Origin of the sequence: Chitinophaga sp. CF418 (assembly GCF_900142925.1) — a bacterium.
Taxonomy (GTDB): Bacteria; Bacteroidota; Bacteroidia; order Chitinophagales; family Chitinophagaceae; genus Chitinophaga.
The window spans coordinates 145,429-168,472 of the sequence record NZ_FRCN01000015.1 but is presented as its reverse complement, the minus strand read 5'-3'; the positions used below and the strand labels follow the sequence as shown (position 1 = coordinate 168,472).

General features: G+C 46.5%; 22 protein-coding genes and 1 tRNA gene. 14 read left to right on the top strand and 9 right to left on the bottom strand.

The window, feature by feature from the left end; all coding sequences use genetic code 11:
- Positions 1–15 precede the first annotated feature (15 nt).
- The 8 genes from F3I09_RS28445 (at position 16) to F3I09_RS28410 (ending at position 7,779) form a co-directional block, all read left to right on the top strand.
- Positions 16–1,185, top strand: a complete 1,170-nt coding sequence (locus F3I09_RS28445) for a M20 family metallopeptidase (protein WP_149698450.1) — start codon at positions 16–18, stop codon at positions 1,183–1,185.
- 36 nt (positions 1,186–1,221) lie between these two features.
- On the top strand, positions 1,222–2,421 hold the full coding sequence (locus F3I09_RS28440; protein ID WP_223233419.1) for an MFS transporter: 1,200 nt from the start codon (positions 1,222–1,224) through the stop codon (positions 2,419–2,421).
- A gap of 377 nt (positions 2,422–2,798) precedes the next feature.
- Positions 2,799–3,716 (top strand): arginase family protein, encoded by a 918-nt coding sequence (locus F3I09_RS28435; protein WP_149698449.1) that lies wholly within the window; start codon positions 2,799–2,801, stop codon positions 3,714–3,716.
- A 105-nt stretch (positions 3,717–3,821) separates the two neighbouring features.
- Positions 3,822–3,903, top strand: a tRNA-Leu gene (locus F3I09_RS28430).
- A gap of 233 nt (positions 3,904–4,136) precedes the next feature.
- Positions 4,137–5,513, top strand: a complete 1,377-nt coding sequence (locus F3I09_RS28425) for a trigger factor (protein ID WP_149698448.1) — start codon at positions 4,137–4,139, stop codon at positions 5,511–5,513.
- Positions 5,503–6,204: an ATP-dependent Clp endopeptidase proteolytic subunit ClpP gene (gene clpP / locus F3I09_RS28420; protein ID WP_149698447.1), complete on the top strand. Its 702-nt coding sequence runs from the start codon at positions 5,503–5,505 to the stop codon at positions 6,202–6,204. Before F3I09_RS28425 ends, clpP begins: the two co-directional genes overlap by 11 nt.
- A gap of 108 nt (positions 6,205–6,312) precedes the next feature.
- The gene (clpX, locus tag F3I09_RS28415; RefSeq protein ID WP_149698446.1) at positions 6,313–7,548 is read left to right on the top strand and encodes an ATP-dependent Clp protease ATP-binding subunit ClpX; all 1,236 of its coding nucleotides are present in this window, start codon (positions 6,313–6,315) and stop codon (positions 7,546–7,548) included.
- A 21-nt stretch (positions 7,549–7,569) separates the two neighbouring features.
- Complete coding sequence (locus F3I09_RS28410) at positions 7,570–7,779, top strand: hypothetical protein (RefSeq protein WP_149698445.1); 210 nt, start codon at positions 7,570–7,572, stop codon at positions 7,777–7,779.
- Positions 7,780–8,184: 405 nt separating this feature from the next.
- On the opposite strand, the gene F3I09_RS28405 is transcribed toward F3I09_RS28410, so the two are convergent.
- From F3I09_RS28405 to F3I09_RS28370, 9 genes are all read right to left on the bottom strand, one after another.
- A complete protein-coding gene (locus F3I09_RS28405) occupies positions 8,185–9,810 on the bottom strand; it encodes an NADP-dependent glyceraldehyde-3-phosphate dehydrogenase (protein ID WP_149698444.1) in 1,626 nt (541 codons plus the stop codon).
- 266 nt (positions 9,811–10,076) lie between these two features.
- Positions 10,077–11,216, bottom strand: coding sequence for an acyl-CoA dehydrogenase family protein (locus F3I09_RS28400; protein WP_149698443.1), 1,140 nt, complete (start codon positions 11,214–11,216; stop codon positions 10,077–10,079).
- Positions 11,213–12,208 (bottom strand): helix-hairpin-helix domain-containing protein, encoded by a 996-nt coding sequence (locus F3I09_RS28395; protein WP_149698442.1) that lies wholly within the window; start codon positions 12,206–12,208, stop codon positions 11,213–11,215. Before F3I09_RS28395 ends, F3I09_RS28400 begins: the two co-directional genes overlap by 4 nt.
- Positions 12,209–12,345: 137 nt before the next feature.
- The gene (locus F3I09_RS34225) at positions 12,346–12,501 is read right to left on the bottom strand and encodes a hypothetical protein (RefSeq protein ID WP_188133987.1); all 156 of its coding nucleotides are present in this window, start codon (positions 12,499–12,501) and stop codon (positions 12,346–12,348) included.
- A gap of 152 nt (positions 12,502–12,653) precedes the next feature.
- Positions 12,654–13,016 (bottom strand): hypothetical protein, encoded by a 363-nt coding sequence (locus F3I09_RS28390; RefSeq protein ID WP_149698441.1) that lies wholly within the window; start codon positions 13,014–13,016, stop codon positions 12,654–12,656.
- Positions 13,017–13,032: 16 nt separating this feature from the next.
- Positions 13,033–13,389: a hypothetical protein gene (locus F3I09_RS28385; protein WP_149698440.1), complete on the bottom strand. Its 357-nt coding sequence runs from the start codon at positions 13,387–13,389 to the stop codon at positions 13,033–13,035.
- Positions 13,390–13,429: 40 nt separating this feature from the next.
- Positions 13,430–14,194, bottom strand: a complete 765-nt coding sequence (locus F3I09_RS28380; RefSeq protein WP_149698439.1) for an MBL fold metallo-hydrolase — start codon at positions 14,192–14,194, stop codon at positions 13,430–13,432.
- Positions 14,191–14,538: a hypothetical protein gene (locus F3I09_RS28375; RefSeq protein ID WP_149698438.1), complete on the bottom strand. Its 348-nt coding sequence runs from the start codon at positions 14,536–14,538 to the stop codon at positions 14,191–14,193. The genes F3I09_RS28380 and F3I09_RS28375 overlap by 4 nt, the downstream gene beginning before the upstream one ends.
- A 31-nt stretch (positions 14,539–14,569) precedes the next feature.
- Positions 14,570–16,123 carry a response regulator gene (locus tag F3I09_RS28370; protein WP_149698437.1) on the bottom strand — a complete coding sequence of 518 codons (1,554 nt, stop codon included), beginning with the start codon at positions 16,121–16,123 and terminating at the stop codon, positions 14,570–14,572.
- Positions 16,124–16,417: 294 nt separating this feature from the next.
- Here F3I09_RS28370 and F3I09_RS28365 point away from each other — a divergent pair, with 294 nt between their 5' ends.
- From F3I09_RS28365 to F3I09_RS28340, 6 genes are all read left to right on the top strand, one after another.
- Positions 16,418–17,644: an HD domain-containing protein gene (locus tag F3I09_RS28365; protein WP_149698436.1), complete on the top strand. Its 1,227-nt coding sequence runs from the start codon at positions 16,418–16,420 to the stop codon at positions 17,642–17,644.
- Between the two features lie 100 nt (positions 17,645–17,744).
- On the top strand, positions 17,745–18,794 hold the full coding sequence (gene lpxD / locus F3I09_RS28360; protein ID WP_149698435.1) for a UDP-3-O-(3-hydroxymyristoyl)glucosamine N-acyltransferase: 1,050 nt from the start codon (positions 17,745–17,747) through the stop codon (positions 18,792–18,794).
- Between the two features lie 33 nt (positions 18,795–18,827).
- Complete coding sequence (locus F3I09_RS28355; protein ID WP_149698434.1) at positions 18,828–20,243, top strand: bifunctional UDP-3-O-[3-hydroxymyristoyl] N-acetylglucosamine deacetylase/3-hydroxyacyl-ACP dehydratase; 1,416 nt, start codon at positions 18,828–18,830, stop codon at positions 20,241–20,243.
- Positions 20,244–20,252: 9 nt separating this feature from the next.
- The gene (lpxA, locus tag F3I09_RS28350; protein WP_149698433.1) at positions 20,253–21,047 is read left to right on the top strand and encodes an acyl-ACP--UDP-N-acetylglucosamine O-acyltransferase; all 795 of its coding nucleotides are present in this window, start codon (positions 20,253–20,255) and stop codon (positions 21,045–21,047) included.
- Positions 21,044–21,661, top strand: coding sequence for an ATP-binding cassette domain-containing protein (locus F3I09_RS28345; protein WP_149698432.1), 618 nt, complete (start codon positions 21,044–21,046; stop codon positions 21,659–21,661). The genes lpxA and F3I09_RS28345 overlap by 4 nt, the downstream gene beginning before the upstream one ends.
- A gap of 80 nt (positions 21,662–21,741) precedes the next feature.
- On the top strand, positions 21,742–23,043 hold the full coding sequence (locus tag F3I09_RS28340; RefSeq protein ID WP_149698431.1) for an MFS transporter: 1,302 nt from the start codon (positions 21,742–21,744) through the stop codon (positions 23,041–23,043).
- Position 23,044 lies beyond the last annotated feature (1 nt).

Sequence of the window (23,044 nt, the reverse complement as noted above, 5' to 3'; positions counted from 1 at the left end):
GGAAAATGCTGATTGATGGACGCTCAATTAACGGACAGGCTTATTGATATCAGAAGACAAATTCATGCACAACCAGAGTTAGGCTACGAGGAAGAACATACTTCCACCCTGGTAAAACAGGAACTGGATCTGCTGGGAATAGATTACATCTCCAACATCGCGGGTACTGGCGTCATTGCCTCCCTGACACGCGGGCATGGTCCCTGTGTGGCTATCCGTGCAGATATGGATGCCTTGCCAATGCAGGAAGAAACAGGCCTGCCCTTTGCCTCTAAGGTGAGCGGAAAAATGCATGCCTGCGGTCACGACCTCCATACAACCATGCTGATAGGCGCTGCCACGCTGTTAAAACAAACTGACTTCCAGGGAACGATAAAACTACTCTTTCAGCCCTCTGAGGAAGGGCCCAGCACTGACCCGGAAAAGAAAAGCGGTGCACGCCGCTTTGTGGAAGCGGGGCACCTGGACGACGTACAGGCGGCCTTAGGCTTGCATGTAGATCCATCCATGCCCGTGGGACAGATCTCTTACGCTATCGGTCCTGCCCTGGCATGTACGGGGTTCTTCACCATAGAAGTGAAGGGCAGAGCGGCGCATGCCGGCGCATCTCCCCAGTTGGGTATTGATGCGGTGGTCATCGCCTCCCAGCTGATACAGGCGGCACAAACCATCATATCCCGGCATACGCCTCCCATGGAAACGGCAGTGCTTTCCTTTACCAAGATCAACGGGGGCGTTGCACCCAATGTTATAGCCGACAGAGTGGTACTGGAAGGAACCATCCGGGCGCTGAACCTGGACGTTTACGAAGAGGTGATAGACCGCCTGCAAAAGCTTGGTGAAGGGCTGGGGCTTATCCATCAGGCAGCCATCATTTTTGACCTGTATTTCAGCATCCCCAGTGTGCTCAATAACGGAGACGTGCATGGCAAACTGCAACGCAGCCTGAAAGGCGTATTCGGCCAGCAGAATGCCCTCGAGAAGATACCTCTGCTGGCAGGTGAGGATTTCTGCTATTATTCCCGCAAAGTACCTTCCATGTTTTACCTGCTGGGCGCACAGGACCCAACGTCTCCCGGTTACTATCTCCATCATCCTAAAGTGATCTTTAATGAGCAATGCATCCCACTGGGAGCATCTTTCCTGGCTAAAGGGGCTGTGGAGCTACTCGAAGGCTTCCGCTAATTGTTGTAACTTGCGGCCTCATTTGATCGAAACAGGATGGAGCAGAAACATTTAGGAAAGGGAGATACGGCGTTTATGGCGGCTTGTACAGGACTTATTGTTGCCAACATTTACTATTGCCAGCCTTTAATCGTTCTAATTTCAAAAGAATGGGGATTACATGAAAGCGTAGCCGGCAGGGTTACCTATCTTACCCAGATAGGATATGCACTTGGGCTACTGTTGATCGTTCCCATGGGAGATATCCTGGAACGGCGGAAACAGATCCTTGTCAGTACCGGAGTAACCGTAATGGCATTGTTACTGGCAGCAAGTGCTCCTAGTTTTGTCATCTTACAGATTGCCAGTGTGCTCATTGGCATTTCCACCATTGTTCCGCAGCTTATTCTGCCACTGGCCGCGCATCTGACACCCGACAACAAACGGGGCAGTACCATCGGTACTATTATGGCAGGTTTACTGGTCGGCATCTTAGCCTCCCGTAGTCTCAGCGGGGCTATCGGGTCTTTATATGGCTGGCGGGCCATGTATTATATCGCCGCAGGTGTATGTCTGATCCTGCTGGTATTGATGCGGTTACGTTTCCCTAAGAGCCAGCCGTCATTCAACGGGCATTACGGACATCTCATGAAGTCAGTAGCACATTATGCCATGACACAGCCTTTACTACGGCAGGCAGCTATCACCAATGCACTGTCGTTCTCGGTAGTAAGCGCCTTCTGGGTAACTATGGTGCTTTTCCTGTCTGTGCCGCCATTCGGGTTTAAATCGTTCGAGATCGGCCTTTTCGGCCTGGCCGGAGCAGCTGGCGCTCTCGCCGCTCCCCTGATCGGCAAGATCAGCGATGGCAGGGACCCGCGGAACAACATTATTATCGGGTTGATCTGCGAGTTGCTCAGTTTTATAGGATTTTATTTTACCGGCAGTGGCATATTCCTCTTACTGGCCGGCATTATCATACTGGATGTGGGACACCAGTCCGTCCAGGTCACCAACCAGACCATCATCTACTCTATTCTTCCTGAAGCCAGGAACCGCTTTAATACCGTCTTTATGACTTCTACCTTCATAGGAGGCGCCACCGGCTCTGCTTTCGGGCTTTTCCTCTGGAATATCGGTCATTGGCCTGCAGTATGTGTGGGCTGTAGCGGAGTAGTCCTGGTGAACATCTTTCTCTTCTTCAGAAATAAGGCAAAAGTAGCCCGTAACGCGGAGCTCGCCGTTCAAAAAGCCTAAAATAACAGCAGCGTTTGCCAACCAGGGTTCGCTCTGGTATTGGCTGAATCTTGCTTTGTCTATATCACTTCACCGGCATTTCCATATCACTTCAGGCTCATTTCTATATCGAAGGGATATACATATGTCGGTGAAGTGATATCCAGATGACGGTATGGCGATATGGAGATATAGGAATCAAGTCAAAGCCATACACAGTCTACGTTGTACGCAAATGACGTTTTGCACTCCTGGCGGGGATTCCGGCCGGAGGTAATTTTTCCACTTTTCGCAGCCTTCGGAAATTTCTATGGACTGCGTCCTTGTTTTAGCAGAAAGCCCTTATCTTCGGTTTGCAACCAATTATTTGCCCCAAACGGATCCAAAAACAATCACGCATGCGCCATTTCATGATCATTGAGGCCCCATCCAACCTCGGTTTGAAGGAATTACGCCCAGGTGTGGAACCAGGTGTCAGACTACTGCCGGAGGCCCTGCGTAAAACAGAACTGGCCCTGGAAACCGGCATTTCCCATGTCATTTGTGTACCTACACTCCCTTATAGCATGGACATAGACGAGGAAAGCGGCGTGCGTAATGCGGAGGCAATAGCTGCTTATAGTGATAAACTGGCGGCGAGAGTAAGAGAAGCCGTAGAAAAGGATATCATCCCCATTGTGATAGGTGGAGACTGTAGTATACTAATTGGCAATGCTTTAGGATTGAGGAGCACAGGAAAGCACTACGGACTGTTTGCCATGGACGGCCACCACGACTATATGTGGCCTGAGCATTCCGGCACAGCCGGAGCAGCGGGAATGGCCCTGGCCATTATATCGGGCAAGGGACATCCGAAACTAACAAACATCCGGCAATTAAGCCCATATATAAAGGAAGAACATATTTATGCATATGGCAACCGGGAGCTGGATGCCGGCTACGTGCAACTGATCACTGACAGTCGTATTCATTATTACGACCTGCCAGCCATCCGGGAGCAGGGTGCACACGCCATCACTTCCCGGTTCCTGACAATGATTGGTCATGCTGGGCTGGATGGCTTCTGGATTCACCTGGATGTGGACGTGCTGGATAATGATGTGATGCCCTGTGTTGACAGCCCGCAACCCGGGGGCCTGTCTTACCTGGAATGGGAGGAAACCCTGCAGCCGTTACTTGCCTCCCAGTACTTTAAAGGCATGAACATTACCATCCTGGACCCGACGATGGACCGGGACAACAGGTATACTAAGGCCTTCTCTGAACGGTTGGCAGGCCTGTTAAGGCCGGCAGTTAAGGGTTTGAGTAACAGCTAAAAAAACTGGTCGGTACGATTTTTTTAATTAATAAAAAACAGTACCTTCGCAATCCTTTTTCCAACATATGCATGTTGGGAAATAAAGTTCTTATAAATACTAAATGCGGGTGTGGTGAAATTGGTAGACACGCCAGACTTAGGATCTGGTGCTTCACGGCATGTAGGTTCGAGTCCTATCACCCGCACTTTTTTGACGCTTAATGCCCGATGCCGACCGCTTAACGCAGACTCTGCCTCAGCATTAAGCGTTTTTTTTATGTCCGGCAACCCGGTGCCCGGCTTCAAATAATTGCCATTAAGGCGCTAAGTCACCTAGTAACTCCCACATAGCTGCCATTCCTTCGTGCCTTTGTGACTTCATGGCAGAAAATACAAACAAGGAATTATTATTGCTTCATACAAGAACATTTAAACAATTATGGCAACCGTTATCAGAGAAAACATCGGTTTATTGAATGATAAGATCACTGTGAAAGTGAGCCAGGAAGATTACCTTCCCAATTTTGACAAAGCAGTAAAGCAACTCAGCAAAACCGCTAATATACCTGGATTCCGTAAAGGCATGGTGCCTGCTGGCATGGTGAAGAAAATGCACGGTCAGGCCATTTTTGCAGATGAAATACTGAAAACAGTTGAAAAAGAGCTGATGGGATATCTCCAGACTGAAAAAGTAGAAATATTTGCCCAGCCGCTCTCCCTGGATAAAGAAGCTAAAACTTTCGACCACAATAGTCCATCTGAATACAATTTTGATTTTGAAATCGGTCTGAAACCTGCGTTCGAGGTTACTCCGCTGGAATCAGGTAAAACTACCCTGACCCGCTACAAGATCAAAGCTACCCCTGAAATGCTGAACGAAGAGATCGAGCGTCTGCAGTTAAGAGGTGGTAAATCAACTGAAGTTGAGTCCGTTAGCAGCGCTGATAACGTTCTCGGCCTGAATGTTGTTGAAACAGATGCTCAGGGCACTGCTGTAGAAGGTGGTCTCCAGAAAGAAATCTCTTTCCTGGTGAAAAACTTCTCCGCTGCTACCCAGTCCCAGCTGCAGGGTAAGAAAAAAGACGACAGCATCGTGGTACAGGCTTCTGCAGCCATTGACGCAGACAAGCTGACCTGGTTCCAGCATGACATACTGGGCCTCCACGAGGATATAGCTGCCAAATATTACAAGCTGACTATTACCAAGGTAGAATTAATAGAAAAAAGAGAACTGAACGAAGAGTTCTTCAAAGAAGTATTCCCTGCTGAAGAAATAGCTACTGAAGCAGCCTTCCGCGAAAAACTGCAATCAGAAATAGAAAAATCCTGGGATGCCGAAAGCCGCAACCGCCTGCACAACGACCTGTTCGAAGTGCTGGTTCACGAAACGCCGATAGAGCTGCCTAAGGATTTTCTGAAACGTTGGCTGCAAACCGGCGGTGAAAAACCCAAAACCGCTGAAGAAGCTGACAAAGAATATCCAGGTTTTGATCATCAGTTACGCTGGACATTAATCAGCGATAAACTGATCCGCGAAAATCAGCTGGACGTTTCTTTCGACGAAGTGAAAGAAGCAGCCAAACAGAAAGTACTGGGCTATTTCGGTGGCGCTGCCGCTACCGATGGTGCAGACTGGCTGGATAGCTACCTGGAGCGCCTGCTGCAGGATGAAAAATTCGTGGACCAGACCTACCGCGAGATGGTGACCCAGAAATTGTTTGATTGGGCAGAAAATAAGGTAAATGTGAAGGAAGAGGAAGTAACAGCCGAAGAATTTGCTAAATTACCTAATAAACATCACCATCATGAACATTAATAACGAATTCAGGAAATATGCCATCCAGCATAGAGGGATCAGCAGCCTGGTAGTAGATAGCTATACCCGTCATCAGATTAATGCCTTAACGCCAAACATCATCGAGGAACGCCCGATGAACATGGCGATAATGGATGTGTTCTCACGTTTGATGATGGATCGTATCATTTTCATGGGAGACCCTGTAAATGACTACGTAGCCAACATTATCACCGCTCAGTTGCTGTTCCTGGAATCTACCGACCGTACCCGTGATATACAGATGTATATTAACAGCCCCGGTGGTAGCGTTTATGCAGGTCTTGGTATATATGACACCATGCAGATCATCGCTCCTGATGTAGCTACTATCTGTACCGGTATGGCCGCTTCTTTCGGCGCTGTACTGCTGGTAGCAGGTTCAAAAGGTAAGCGTACTGCACTAAAACACGCCAGGGTTATGATTCACCAGCCTCATGGTGGTGCAGAAGGCCAGACTTCCGATATCGAAATCACTGCACGTGAGTTCGTTAAGCTGAAAAAAGAGCTGAACGAAATCATCGCTACCCATTGCGGCCAGCCAGTGAAGAAAGTTGAGAAAGACTCTGACCGTGACTACTGGATGACAGCGGATGAAGCAAAAGAATACGGCATCATCGATGACGTACTCAGCAAGAATCCAAGAAAACAGCAGGAAAACAATCCGCAATAACAGATTACGGAAAAAGTAAATTGAAAAAGGGTGCGAAATGTCTTTTTTGCACCCTTTTTCATTTCATGAAGTTCCCCCTTTCCCCCATTTAATGTACCTTTGTAAGCTATGAAAGAGTCTAAAATCCGTTGCTCATTTTGCAACCGTTCAAAAGATGAAGTGCAAATACTGATTGCCGGTGCAGAAGGTCATATCTGTGAGAACTGCGTGGCAAACGCGCAAGAGATCATAGAACAGGAACTGTTTCAGCAGCAGGGCAAAAAAGCCCCGTCCCACTTTGTTCCCAAAGTGGCGAAACCTGTTGAAATAAAGAAGTTCCTGGACGAATATGTGATTGGTCAGGATGATGCAAAGAAAATACTGGCAGTAGCCGTTTATAACCACTATAAACGCCTGAACCAACAGGTTGGCGATGACGATGTGGAGATCGAGAAATCAAACATCATTATGGTTGGCGAAACCGGTACAGGTAAGACCCTGCTGGCTAAATCCATCGCCCGCCTGCTGAATGTACCTTTTACCATCGTAGACGCTACCGTATTTACAGAAGCCGGTTATGTAGGTGAAGACGTGGAAAGCATCCTCACCCGCCTGTTGCAGGTTTGTAACTACGACGTGGAAGCTGCTGAAAGAGGTATCGTATATATTGATGAGATAGATAAAATTGCCCGTAAGAGCGATAATCCTTCCATCACCCGCGACGTAAGCGGTGAAGGCGTGCAACAGGGTCTCCTGAAACTCCTGGAAGGTACAGAAGCACTGGTTCCCCCGCAAGGTGGCCGTAAACATCCTGAGCAGAAACTTATCAAGGTAAATACACAGAATATCCTGTTTATCTGCGGTGGTGCGTTCGACGGTGTGGATAAGATCATCAGCCGCAGGGTACAGACCCATTCTATCGGTTTTAACGTGAATACTGACAAGGAAGAGGAAAACAAAAAACACATCCTGCGCTATGTAAATTCACAGGACCTGAAAGCCTTCGGATTGATCCCTGAATTACTGGGACGTTTGCCGGTGGTTACCTACCTGAACTCTCTCGACTCCGATGCACTGAAAGCGATCCTGACAGAACCTAAGAACGCCCTCGTAAAACAATACAAGAAACTGTTCAAGGTAGAAGGTATTGAACTGGTGATCGAAGACGATGCACTGGATTATATCGTGGAAAAAGCAATGGAATACAAACTTGGCGCCCGTGGCCTCCGCTCCATCTGTGAAGTGGTACTGAGTGACGCAATGTTTAACCTGCCTTCATCCAATGAAAGTACGTTCGTACTGACAAGAGGTTATGCAGAAGAAAGACTGGATAAATCCACGCTTGTACAGCTGAAAGTAGCTTAAAATAACTCAAAGCAATACGATATGGACCTCTTAAAAGAACTTCAGGAAAAAGCAGGACTCTCCAATGAGCAGGCCTTAAAAACCTTCGAGATACTCAAAGAATATGTGAGGGGTAAAGTGCCCGGTTTTCTGTCTGGTACTGTTGAAAAATGGTTTGCCGACATAGAAAAAAGAGCAGGCGCCCAGGGCTCAGCGGAAGAGAGTAAAGACAACGACTTCCTGGAACACTAGAAGATATTCAAAAACTAAAAGGCCGATCTGTCCATGACAGGTCGGCCTTTTAGTTTTTACGGGTGTCCGGTCGTAAATAACATACCAGGGACAAATTGAACAGTTGAAGATCGTGACATTTCGCTTTCTCAAAAAAAAACATCCGCTTATTCAGCGGATGCTCTTCTTGGGTTGCGTAAAAATGTTTCGATTGTCTTTCTTTGTTGAAGGTTGATAAATGGTAAAGAGTGATGAATTAACCCAAATTTAACGTTCTTAATCCACAATTCCATCACCCGGATCAACTAATACTCATTTTTCTGTAAAAAAGTACGAAAGGCAATCTTACATTAATATTTTATCACATAATTAAAACGTTCTTGTTTAACTCCGTAATACGCTTTTCAGTCACTAATATAATTTTGACTAAAAGATATATTTTGTTGACAAAAAGTTTGAAGTCTGATCATTTACGATCTCATTCAACAGATTTTTATTCTGTTCAGTTTGTTTTGTAGCCACCATTGAGCGAATAGAGAATGCACGCAATGCATCAGGTACGCTCAGCGTTCCTTCTGCAGAATCCTTTCTACCGGTGAATGGATATACATCCGGGCCACGCTGACACTGACAGTTGATATTTACACGGCTTACCTGGTTTACCAGCGGATCTATCAGGGATGCCAGCTCGCCTGCATCATTGGAAAACAGGCTTACCTGCTGTCCGTGATCAGATGCTATCAGGTACTCGATCGGTGTTTCAATATCGTCAAACGGCAATACCGGTACCAGCGGTCCAAATTGTTCCTCTCTGTATACCTTCATCTTGTTATTCACCGGGTATAAAACAGCCGGATATACGAAAGATTCGAAGATAGATCCCCCGTTTTCATTGATCACTTTTGCACCGTTGGCGATAGCGTCGTCAATACATTCCTTTAAGTAAGCCGGTTTCTGAGGCTCGGGCAATGGTGTCAGGAACACGCCTTTCTCCCATGGCATACCCATTTTCAGCTGGCTGATGGCAGCGCTCAGTTTCTGCAGGAATACATCGGCCACTTTACTATGCACAAAAACGATCTTTAAAGCCGTACAACGCTGTCCGTTGAAAGATAGTGAGCCAAGTACCGTTTCCTGTACTGCAAGGTCAAGATCAGCCTTATCTGTGATAATAGCGGCATTCTTGGCGTCCAGACCCAGGATAGCCCTCAGGCGGTTCACCTTCGGATGCATCTTTTTCAACTGGTTAGCTACTTTGCTGCTGCCTATTAATGTCAGCACATTGATCTTGCCGGACTCCATCAGTGGGCCGATAATCACATTACCACGACCGTAGATCGTATTTACCACTCCTTTCGGGAAACAGCTGGCAAATGCTTCCAGCAGCGGGTAGTGTAATAAAGTACCATGCTTCGGAGGTTTGAACAACATTGTATTCCCCATGATCAGCGCCGGGATCAATGTAGTGAAGGTCTCGTTCAGCGGATAGTTGAATGGTCCCATACAGAGCACTACGCCTAAAGGAGAACGCCTGATCTGGCCGATAATACCCTGCTGTATCTCGAAACGGCTGGAGTTCCGGTCCAGGTCTTTTAATGCATCAATGGTGGTATTGATGTATTCTACTGTACGGTCAAATTCCTTGATGGAATCTGTGTATGATTTACCGATCTCCCACATGATCAGTTTTACGATCTCCGCTTTCTTACCGATCATCTTGCCGGTAAACTTTTCCATACAGGCAATACGTTCAGATACCGTCATTGTCGGCCATTCCCCACGGCCGTCATTGTAAGCCAGTACTGCCGCATCCAGGGCAGCCATTGCTTCTGCCTCACCACATAAAGGATAAGAACCGATCACTTTTCGCTCCAATCCTTTCGGTGTCTGTATACAGATAGGTGATAATACCGTATGCACATCGCCATTCCATGGTTTCATTTCGCCACCTGACAAATATTCCCGCTGGTGTACTTCTGCCGGCAACTGGTATTCAGCCGGGATAGCGTCTGCTGTGGGGAACATGTGGTGTAATTGTTCTTCAAAGCTCATGACATAGTTATTTAATTGGTTGAAGATAATAAAAGGACTTTTAAGACTATGATACTCAATTAACCTCTTTGAAATTCATAAGAAAATCCTCTTTTTATGCAACTGAGACAAATGTAAATGGGTTCAGGGGAAGAGAGCGATAGCAAAAATTGATAGGTCTATTGATTAAAATAAATGGCAAAAAGAAAGCCCGTGAGTAAATTCCCACGGGCTGACAATATGCTGTAAACAACGAAATGCTTTAACGATGATGGGCATCTGATCACTTATTTCAGCGCCTCACGGGCGATGACCAGTTTCTGAATTTCAGAGGTACCCTCTCCTATTGTGCACAATTTCGAATCACGGTAAAATTTCTCTACAGGAAAATCTTTCGTATAGCCGTATCCTCCGAAGATCTGTACAGCTTCATTGGCAGTCTTCACGGCTACTTCAGATGCGTAGTACTTGGCCATCGCCGCCTGTTGTGTTACTACGCCACCCCTGGTCTTAGTATCAGCGGCCTGCATGGTCAGTAATTCTGCCGCCATGATCTCCGTGGCCATATCGGCCAGCTTGAACGAAATACCCTGGAAACTGGCGATTGGTTTATCAAACTGATGACGTTCCTGCGCATACTTCAGCGCCGCTTCATAGGCGCCTTTGGCAATACCCAGGGATAGGGCCGCAATGGAGATACGCCCACCGTCCAGCACCTTCATGGACTGTATAAAACCTTCACCTTCATTTCCCAGCATATTAGCAGCTGGTATACGGCAATTGTCAAAGATCATTTCAGCTGTTTCGGATGCGCGCATACCCAATTTATTTTCCTTCTTGCCACCGCTGAAACCGGGCGTACCACGTTCTACCACAAAGGCGCTCATACCATGGCTATCGCGAACGTTGCCGGTACGGGCTATCACTACTGCCACATCTCCGCTTTTGCCATGGGTGATCCAGCATTTGGTGCCATTTATGACCCACTCGTCGCCGTCTTTATGCGCTACACATTTCATGTTCATGGCATCAGAACCGGTATTGGGCTCCGTCAGGCCCCAGGCGCCTATCCATTCGGCGCTGGCCAGTTTGGGGAGATAGCGTTGTTTCTGCTCTTCTGATCCGAATTGTAAGATATGGCCGGTACACAATGAGTTATGGGCGGCCACACTCAATCCGATGGCGCCACAGATCTTAGCGATCTCGCTGATAACAGTCACATATTCCAGGTAGCCCAATCCGCTGCCGCCATATTGTTCAGGAACCAGTACCCCCATTAGTCCAAGTTCGCCCAGCTGTTTAAACAAAGGCGCCGGAAAGGTTTGATTTTCATCCCATTCCAGTACATAAGGCTGTATGTGAATTTTTCCAAAGTCGCGTATCACTTGTGTAATCTGTCGTTGCGTTTCTGTAGGCTCAAAGTTCATAATGGGGAATTTTCTGTTTTGATGTAATGTTCAATTTTACGATAAATACTATCATCTACCAATGGTATTCCAAGAAGGTCCTCTGGCTGCCTGAAAGGCCCGTGGTTACTGCGATACAGTACTATTAACCGCGCCAGTTTGTATCGTATGTATGGATGTTGCGCCAAAGATTTTTCATCCATGTGGTTGAGGTCTATTTTTTTTAGTGAAACCTTATGCAATCGCAGGGAAGCTTGAATTTTATTAAATGTGCTATCTGCCAATCCGTAGGTTTCTCCTACCTGGCTGATAGAGTAAAAGCCTCCCAGCTTCTCCCTGAATTTTACAATGCGGGCTGCCAGCACAGGTCCTATTCCGGGCAGAGATTCCCATAGTGTAGAATCCGCCGTATTAATGTCGAGTAAAGGTAATCTATTGTTATATCCTTTTCTGCCGATGCTTTCCTCCTGCGTATACCGGGCATTCCTTCCATACACCCCATACAACGTATCCCGCCTGTAGGGCCTGTACCCGGCGTAACGCCGGAATGTATCCGGCTTATACTGCTGTCCGGCGATCCGTACATAGGGCATCAATTCATCATAAAGCCGGGGAGATAGTCCATAGATCCTTTGCAGATCTTCCTTCCGGCGGAATCTTCCACCTTTGGTCAGGTAGCGCTGTATATTACTGATCACCCTTTTTTCCAGTCCCAGGGCCTCCCATGCTGCAGCGTCAATTGTATTCGGATCAAAGGTGAACCGGCGGAAGTGTATACTGCTGTCAGCATCCCCCGGGAAAACCTTCGTACTACTCAACAGCGCCTTACGGAAGGCTGCTACTTCGGCGGACAGCGCACTATCAGTCGTATACATTTCAGCCGGGAGGGGAACGTAACGCTCCCATAAGGCGGGCGTAACCAGACAGATGCCTATCAGTATCAACAGGAATAAAATACCTTGTCTTTCCTTCCGGGAAAAGCTGTTGTACGCTTTCCACAACGCCTGCTTCATGGGTTAACGTTTAAAGCCCGGCAAGTTATAGCATAAACAAAGAAAAAGGGTTAATGAGAAGTTAATCTCATCGAAGTCCGATAGTTGCCGTCACTGAAGGGATACATTCCATTATGTTACACCTGGCAACAGGTTCATCAGGCACCACAGTCAACGATGTCTCCTGTATTCAATACCTGGTCAGTACCTGCCAGGTGTGCATCAAATACATGTTCATAACGCTGCTGATTATGACAATTGGTACAGGGGCACACCCATCTCCCGATTAGTGATCCTGATAACCGTTGTTGCACAGGATGTATAGATAACGATCCCTTTCAGCCCGGTGGCATAAGGCATACGGCATATGTCTTATGCCTTTTTCCGGCAGCTGGAGACATACATACACAGGCATAAAATAAATAGTAGAACAGACCTCGGGTGCATAGTACGGGTATTAAAATGACTAGTCACCTGTAATCACGATCGTGGCAAATGTAGGAGGATTACAATCCAGCATATCACATCTGAATTCCGGCTCATCCTCAACAATGTTGAAACTGAACTCCACTCCTGCCGCTAAGCTGTTCCTGTTCACAATATTGGCATCAATTACATGTTCATATATCTTCTTGTCCTGACAGCTTGTCCACTCCGTACCGATATCCTTGTTAAGCACCTGGACAGCCGTCGTAGCGCAGGAAGAATACAGGATCTTTCCTCTCAATCCTTTTTGCAGGATCGGTCTTCCGCTTTCTTCATTTTTCCGGCAGCCAGCGGAAAGTATGAACATGTATATTGTGCACAGTAATACAGGGACAGGTTTCATGACAAAGAATATTTGATCAGTCTTTTATGATAGCAATCGTAAAGGATTGTGAAGGCCCGCAATCGGCCATTGCGCATCTGCCATATGGTTCCGTCTCTACAATATCAAAAGTGAACTCCCCTTGAATGGGCCATGTATCCAGGTTTGTAATCATCACATCGATCATATGCTGATACGTTTGCTGATCGTGACAGTTAGTCCAGCCGGAGCCTATATTTTTATTTAATACCTGCACTGCAGTGGTAGCACAGGAAGAGTATATGACCTTTCCTCTCAGTCCCTTTTGTGATACAGGATGACGGTCATCTTTCCTGCAACCGCAAAAGAGTGCAAACAGGCATATTGCAGATAACAATACAGATGTAGATCGCATAAAAGGGGTTTCCTGTAAAACGGTCACCTCCCAGGGAAAGTTACAGTGTCACTTCCAGTCCATCATAGGCCAGGGCCATACCTGCAGGCAATTCTGCAGAAATCTCTTCGTGTTGCCCCAGCTGATGACTGATATGGGTAAAATAGACCTGCGGGATCTCGAGTTCACGGCCAATGGCTATTGCTTCATCCAGCGTAAAATGGGAAATATGTTTTTCTTTTCTCAGCGTATTGAGTACAAGTACTTTAGAACCTTTGATCTTCTGCTTTTCCTCTTCCGCTATGAAATTGGCGTCTGTGATGTAGGTAAAATCGTTGAAGCGGAAACCCATCACCGGCATGCGATGATGCATCACATTGATGGGAGTGATATCCAGTCCGTTCACATTAAAAGGCGCTGTACCAATGGTGCGCAGGTTCAGTTCGGGAATGCCAGGGTATTTCTGTTCGGTAAAGGCATAGGAGAATTCATTACGGATGACCTGCTGTGTAAATTCCGTAGCATAGATATCAATAGCCCGCTGCTGGAAATAATTAAAGGCGCGGATATCGTCCATGCCTGCAATATGATCTTTATGGGAATGGGTGATCAGCACTGCTTCCAGGTGTTTTAATCCTACCCTGAGCATCTGATAACGGAAATCCGGTGTCGTATCGATAACAATGTTACCCGCAGGCGTATCAGATATCAGGATACTGCTGCGCAGGCGTTTATCTCTCGGATCTGACGAAGTACAGACCCGACAACTACAAGCTATAACGGGTACGCCCTGCGAAGTGCCTGTTCCTAAAAAGGTGACTTTCAATTCTCTGAAGGTTGTTCTGGTGAAGGTGGTAATGGTGTCTCATGGTTGTTGTCGGCTGCTGCTGCCGCATCTGCCGCGTTTCTGTTGTCGACGATCTGTCTGTACAGCTTCAGCGACTCAGGAGTCAGCATGGTTTCATCCAGCACCATCGTGGAAAGGATATCGAGTAAGGTATTGATACGCCCTTCCAGGTTCAGGAATTTATTGATAACAACCACCTTCTTGTGCTCAAGTACACAATAGCCGGAGTTGAACGTTCCTTTTTCGAAACGCAACTCATACTTGGCCTCTCCAAAGATCTTTTCGAGGCGGGTCAGGTTATTGGGTGTGACTTTAAAGTTCATTCGACAAAAATAAGGAAAAAGCCCGGAGTCCCTATTTACTCACCAGTCTTGCTACCGGCACAATCACTTCTTCCAGTGAAATACCGCCGTGCTGGAAAGTATTCCGGTAGAAATTAACGAAGTAATTATAGTTATTGGGATAGCAGAGGTAGCCATCTTCTTTGGCGAAAATGTAGGAGGAATTCACATTCGGCCTGGGCAGACCAGCCTCCTTCGGATCACGGAAGGCCAGCACCTCCTTTGCATCGTAGTTCAGATTACGGCCATGCTTATACCGGAGGTTGGTAGTGGTTTGCTTATCCCCTATCACTTTTACCGGTGTTTTCACTCTTACGTTGCCATGGTCGGTGGCCACAACCAGGTTGATCTTTTTGTCTGCCAGTTTACGGAGCGCCTGATGTAAGGGCGAGTGCTCAAACCAGCTGGCGGTAATAGAGCGATAAGACATTTCATCGGCGGCCAGTTCTTTCAGTACTTCCATTTCTGTACGGGCATGACTGAGCATATCCACGAAATTATACACGATCACATTAATCGGGTATGACATCAGGTTATGGATATTGTTGACCAGGTGCTGTCCATCGTTATGGGTGGTCACCTTGGTATAAGAGAAGCGGGTATCCAGCTTCAGACGGCGGAGCTGGTCGGCAAAGAAAGTTTCTTCATGCAGGTTCTTCCCTCCTTCCTCATCATCATTTTTCCATTCTTCCGGAAAGCGCTGTTCGATATCTATCGGCAGCATACCGGAGAAAATAGCGTTGCGGCTGTACTGGGTCGATGTAGGCAGGATGCTATAAAAGGTATCTTCCTGTACCAGGCGAAAAGACTCCAGGAAAATGGGCAGTATCGCCTTCCACTGGTCCCAGCGGAGGTTATCTATTATAATGATAAAATTAGGTACGTCATTGTCAAGGGCAGGTACAATCTTGTCCCGGAACAGGGTATGAGACATTACCGGCGCTTCTTTTGATTTTGGGCTTACCCAGCTGGCGTAGTTCCGGCTGATAAATTTGGCGAACTCGGTATTGGCTTCCGCTTTCTGGGAGTTCAGTACTTCCAGCATTTCAGGGCTGTTGGTTTTGCCCATTTCCATTTCCCAGTATACCAGTTTCTTGTAGATATCCATCCACTCGTTATAATCCGGATTGGAGTTCAGGGCCATGAACAGTGTACGGAATTCCTGCTGGTAGGCAATGGTGGTCTTTTCGGCCACCAGGCGTTTATTGTCAATGATCTTTTTCAGGGAAAGGAGTACCTGGTTAGGGTTCACCGGTTTAATCAGGTAGTCGGTGATCTGGGAGCCGATAGCGTCGTCCATCACATTTTCTGCTTCATTCTTGGTGATCATCACCACAGGGATCTGCTGATCGATCTCTTTGATCTTTCCCAGGGTTTCCAGACCAGTTATACCCGGCATAGATTCATCCAGCAGCACAACATCCACCACCTGCTCACGCAGGAATTCAAGGGCGTCATACCCATTAGTGAGGGCTGACACTTTATATCCCTTGGTTTCCAGGAACATGATCTGTGATTTCAGTGATTCTATTTCATCATCTACCCAAAGTATATTTATTTGACTCATTCAAGTAAGGTGTTTATGATAAAGCAAATTTTAGTTGGCAGTGACAACTATCCTACTCAAGTTACGATTCTATGTTGTCAAAAACCGTTCCCGGTAGCTCATCCGGGCACAATAAATTGTTAAAAAACAATATGTTCTATCATCAGTGATTAAATATTAATAATTTCGATCATAAAAATAGGGAAAATAGTGTGGAAGATAGGGGGATTCCTTTCCTCCCGCGTCTATACATTAGAAAAAGTTACAGATAATAATTCCTTAACGTAGCTTTGTCTAGCTAAAGGAGAACGGTAAATGGCAGAACGCAAGCGTAAAATTGTGAACGATCCGGTATATGGCTTCATTACGATTGACCATCCGTTGATCTTTACATTAATTTCCCATCCATATTATCAGCGTCTGCGCAGGATCCACCAGATGGCCCTGGCACACCTGGTATATCCGGGCGCAATGCATACCCGTTTTCATCATAGCATGGGCGCTTATCATCTGATGTGTTTTGCCTTAATGGAACTTAAAGCCAAGGGGGTGCAGATCACTGCAGAGGAAGAGGTTGCTACAAAGATGGCCATACTTTTGCATGATATAGGTCACGGACCTTATTCACATGCCCTGGAGAATGGCATTATTGAGGGGGTATCACACGAAAAGATCAGCCAGTGGCTGATGGAAGAGTTGAACAGGGAAATGGACGGGGCACTAACGCTGACGATAGAGATCTTTAACGGCCGTTATCACAAAACCTTTCTGCACCAGTTGGTTTCCAGCCAGTTAGACGTAGACAGGATGGATTATCTGAACCGGGATAGTTTTTATACAGGCGTTTCTGAAGGAGTAATTGGATACGACAGAATAATAAAAATGCTGACAGTACACCGTGATGAGCTCATGGTGGAAGAGAAAGGGATCTATTCGATAGAAAAGTTCATCGTAGCGCGCCGCCTGATGTACTGGCAGGTATACCTGCATAAAACGGTGCTGAGCGCGGAGAATATGCTGGTAAAAATACTGCGCAGGGCGAAAGAACTGGCTTTACAGGGCGTATCGCTGTACGCCTCGCCTGCTTTGGAGTATTTTCTCTATCATACTATCACAGCTGCCAACTTTGAACAGGAACCAGCATGCCTGCAACAGTTCTGCCTGTTAGATGATTATGATATCATGGGGGCTATCAAGGTCTGGGCTCAACACCCGGATAAAATATTATCGCTGCTTTGTAACTGGCTCATCAACAGGAATTTATTCAAATGTATCCTGAGCAATGAAGCCTTTGACGCGGAAAGTATTCACCTCATGAGGCAGAAAGTACAGCAGGAGTATGGCATTAGCGGTAAGGACCTGGACTATTTCGTTTTTACAGGTACAGCAAGTCTCAATGCTTACAATGTGAATAATGAGAAGATCAATATTCTCTTTAAGGATGGAACTGTAAAAGACATTTCCTCCATTGACAATGCATTGGTTAGTCATACGCTGGCTATACCCGTAAAAAAATTCTACATTTGTCATCCAAAAATCTGATGAATGGCTAATTATCAATTACAAATTCCGGAAATACGAGTTGTGGAATAGGTATAAGTTGATAGCTGGTCTGGTCGGGTAACATTATTAATTAATAACTATGCAGTTTAGCGCATTACAATTGGCTACCATGCTGGATGGTAAGCTGGAAGGCAACCCGGACGTAAAAGTGAGCAACATCGCCAAGATTGAAGAGGCCGGTGAAGGGATGCTCAGTTTCATTGCCAATCCTAAATACGAAGAGTTCATTTATACTACCAATGCTTCGATACTGATAGTGAATGAGAGCCTTGTAACGGAAAAACCTGTTAAGTCAACCCTGATCAGGGTAAAAGATGCTTATAGCAGCTTTGCCCTTCTTCTGGAAAAATATAAACAGATGGTAGGTAACAAGACCGGTATTCAGCAACCGTCTTATGTGCCTGCATCAGTTAAAACCGGCCAGAACGTCTTTATCGGCGCTTTTGCCTACCTGGGTGAGAATGTGGTGCTTGGAAACAATGTTAAAATATATCCCGGCGTATACCTTGGTGACAATGTTACTGTAAAAGATGATACTGTCATCTTCCCTGGAGTAAAGGTATATGACAACTGTATACTGGGCAGCAGGGTTATCCTGCATGCGGGTTGTGTGATCGGTGGCGATGGTTTTGGCTTTGCACCGCAGCCTGATGGAACCTATAAGAAAGTGCCGCAGATCGGCAACGTGATCATTCACGATGATGTGGAAATAGGGGCTAATACCACAATAGACCGCGCTACAATGGGTTCCACCGTTATCCGTCAGGGCGTAAAACTGGATAATCTGATCCAGATAGCGCACAATGTGGATGTGGATACCAATTCTGTAATTGCGGCACAGACCGGTATATCCGGCAGTACCAAAATCGGCAAAAACTGTGTGATAGGCGGACAGGTAGGCCTGGTGGGACACATCCAGCTGGCAGACGGCACCAAAATCAATGCGCAGAGCGGTTTGTCTAAATCGATAGCGGAACCCAATACAGCACTGATGGGATCCCCTGCCTTTGATTACAAAAGTTCGCTGAAAAGTCAGGCAATTTTTAGAAATTTGCCGGACCTTGAAAAACGCGTGAAGGAATTGGAAGATATGGTAAAACAACTGCTTTCCGTGCGGGAAGGTGTTTGAAGAACAAAGTAGGATAAACAGTTATAATAAAATATGGATAGTCAACAGTCGTCTAACCAACATACGATAAAAGCCCCTGTTACAATATCGGGTGTTGGTTTACACACAGGAGCGCATGTAAACATGACCCTGAAGCCGGCCACTCCCGGTTACGGTATTAAATTTCAGCGTGTAGATCTGCCTGAACAACCTGTAGTTAAAGCCGATGTCGATTATGTCGTGGATACTGCACGCAGCACGACCCTCGAACACAACGGCGCCCGCGTAAGTACGATCGAGCATATTATGGCTGCCCTGGTAGGAACAGGGGTCGATAACGTACACATCGAGATCGATGGTCCTGAAATTCCTATTATGGATGGTAGTTCCTATCCCTTTATCCAGAAGATAGAGGAAGCCGGTATTGCCGAACAGGATGCTAAAAAGGTTTGGTATTCCATTGACACCAATATCAATTACTACGACGATAACAAGAACGTAGAAATGGTAGCGCTGCCTGCAGTGGATTATCGTATTACCTGCCTGATCGATTTCAATTCTCCTGTTTTAGGAACGCAACATGCTAATCTGAACAGCCTGCAGGACTTCAAAGAGGAAGTAGCGCCCTGCCGTACTTTCGTGTTCCTGCATGAACTGGAATACCTGATCTCCAACAACCTGATCAAAGGCGGTGATATCAACAACGCTATCGTGATCGTTGACAAAGCTGTAAGCGAAGAGCAACTGGGCGGTCTCGCCAAAGTGTTCAACCGTGAGAACATCAGCGTAGCACAGAGAGAAGGCATCCTCAATAACATACAGCTTCACTTCCCGAATGAACCGGCGCGCCACAAGCTGCTGGACATCATAGGTGACCTGGCGCTGGTAGGCGTTCCTATTAAGGCGCATATCATTGCAAACCGTCCGGGACATGCTTCCAACGTGGAGTTTGCCCGTAAGATCAAACAGTATATCAAGAAGAACAAGCACATCAAGGATGTGCCTGTATACGATCCTAATAAGCCAGCTATCTTTGATCTGCCACGTATTGAAAGAACGTTGCCGCATCGTTATCCGATGCTGCTGGTAGACAAGATCATCGATCTTACTGATTCACAGGTAGTAGGTATCAAAAACGTTACCTTCAACGAGCACTTCTTCCAGGGCCACTTCCCGAATAATCCCGTAATGCCGGGCGTATTGCAGGTAGAAGCACTGGCACAGTGCGGAGGTATTCTTGCACTCAACACCGTTCCCGATCCTCAGAATTACGATACCTATTTTATCAAGATCGACAACTGTAAGTTCAAGCAGAAAGTATTTCCAGGAGACACCATGATCCTGAAGATGGAATTGCTGAGTCCCATCAGAAGAGGCATAGTAGAAATGAGAGGAACCGTATTTGTAGGTAACAAGGTAGTAACTGAAGGGGACCTGACCGCTCAAATCATTAAAACAAGAGAAAGCTAAACAATAGCAATGATCCATCCGCTAACTTACATTCACCCGGACGCCAAAGTTGCGCCAAACGTAAAGATCGATCCTTTCACTGTCATTCATAAGAATGTTGAAATCGGAGACGGCACCTGGATCGGCTCCAATGTCACCATTATGGAAGGCGCCAGGATCGGTAAGAACTGCCGTATCTTCCCCGGGGCTGTAATTTCCGCCATTCCGCAAGATCTCAAATTTGCAGGCGAAGAAACCACAACTGAAATAGGAGACAACACCACGATCAGAGAGTACGTAACCATAAACAGAGGAACCAAGGATAAATGGAAAACCGTTATCGGCAAAAACTGCCTGATCATGGCATACAGTCATATTGCACACGATTGTGAAGTGGGCAATAACTGTGTATTTTCCAACAACACTACCCTGGCTGGCCATATCACTGTGGGCGACCACGTCGTACTGGCGGGCATGGTAGCCGTTCAGCAGTTCTGTAAAATAGGCGCACATGCCTTTGTTACGGGTGGTTCCCTCGTGAGAAAGGATGTACCACCTTACGTAAAGGCAGCGCGTGAGCCATTGTCATACGTAGGCGTGAATTCTATCGGTCTTAAAAGAAGAGGTTTCTCTCTTGAAAAGATCAATCACGTACTGGATATCTACCGCATCATATTCGTGAAAGGATACAAGCTGTCAAAAGCCATTAGTATCATTGAAGCGGAATATCCTGCCACTGATGAAAGGGATGAGATACTTTCCTTCATCCGTGAATCCGGCAGGGGTATTATGAAAGGTTATACGTCACTAGCCAGCGACGAATGAAAATAACGCTGCACCAGACAGGCAAACGATTTAATTACGACTGGATCTTCCGTCGTGTATCCGCCACTTTTGAAGCAGGCGGAAGGTATGCCATACTGGGTCCCAATGGCTCGGGAAAATCTACTCTTTTACAGGTTATCAGCGGACACCTGCATCACAATGAAGGTTCCGTTACTTATAGCACACCGGAAGAACTGCTCAGTCCTGATCAGTTTTTCCGGCATTGTGCCATTGCTGCTCCTTACCTCGAACTGGTAGAAGAATTTACACTGGCAGAAAGCCTGCAGTTCCACCTACAGTTCAAACAATTCATTCCTACTATTACTCCTGCAGATGCTGTAGCCCTGGTGGGCCTGGAGAAATCCATGAACAAACAGATCCGCTATTTTTCATCCGGTATGAAACAGCGACTGAAACTGGCATTGACCATTTTCTCTGATGTTCCCGTGCTGCTGCTGGATGAACCCTGTACTAACCTGGATACCTCGGGTATTCAGCTCTATCAGCAACTTATTACCGATTATAGCGGCGACCGTCTTATCATTGTTAGTTCCAATGATGAGCAGGAATACTTCATGTGTCAGCACCACATCAGAATACAGGATTATAAATAAGCGTACCCGCTTTACCGAGGCCGCATTGATTCAACAAGCTCCATATACCTTATTTTTGATTCATTAACTTACTTACTCATATGCAAACTGCCAGTAAAAAAGTAATCAATGGCTGGGCAATGTATGACTGGGCCAACTCGGTATACAACCTGGTAATTACCACCACTTTTTTCCCTATTTATTTCACTACTATTACGCACTCTGATACCAACGGTAACAATGTAAGCTTCTTCGGAAGAACCTTCGTGAACTCTGCATTGTACGATTACTCTATGGCTGCCGCTTTTATACTGGCAGCACTGTTGTCGCCCATACTCTCTTCCATTGCAGATACAAGAGGTAATAAGAAAAGATATCTCATGCTGTTCACCTGGCTGGGAGGATTAAGCTGTTGCGCTTTGTTTAACTTCACAGGACCGAATCCCAGTGTTGAATACGGCGCCATCTTCTTTATACTGGCCACGCTGGGATATTGCGGCGGGTTAGTATTCTACAACTCCTATCTGCCCGAAATAGCCGTCGTAGAAGACCGCGACCGCATCAGTGCGAAAGGTTATGCGATGGGATATATAGGCAGTGTGCTGTTACAGCTGATCGGCTTTGCCCTTGTAGTAGTGAAGCCATTCGGTATTGATGGTGGTATGCCTGTACGTATTACTTTTCTGTTGACAGGCCTCTGGTGGATAGGCTTTGCACAGATCACCTTTATACGCCTGCCGGCCTCTAAGGCAACTGTACAGCAACATAGCGCCAGCGCGCTGACAGAAGGTTTCCGGGAGCTCAAAAAAGTATTTGCACAGGTAAGCGGGATGCCTGTACTGAAAAGATTCCTGCGTGGATTCTTCTTTTACAGCATGGGCGTTCAGACAGTGATGATGGCCGCTACTATCTTCGGCAGTCAGGAACTGGGATTGCCTGCTGACAAATTGATAATGGCCGTGGTAGCCATCCAGATAGTAGCGGTACTCGGCGCCTGGGGAATAGCCAGACTATCGGGCAAATTTGGGAACCTCCCTGTATTAATGGTGGTGGTTGTCCTGTGGGTATGCATCTGCCTGGCAGGATATCGCATGCAGACGGCTACAGACTTTTATTTGCTGGCCATAGCGGTAGGTCTGGTAATGGGTGGGGTACAATCCCTGAGCCGTTCTACCTACGCCAAACTGATGCCTGAAACAGACGATACCGCTTCATTCTTCAGCTACTATGATGTGGTAGAGAAATTGTCTATTGCCATAGGGATGATCACTTTCGGCTATATCCATGAGCTGACAGGTAGTATGCGGAACTCTGTACTGGCACTGATCGTATTCTTTGCGATAGGTTTGATCTGGCTCTATTCAGCACTGCAAAAACAAAAAAGGCTTGCTGCCGGAAACTGAA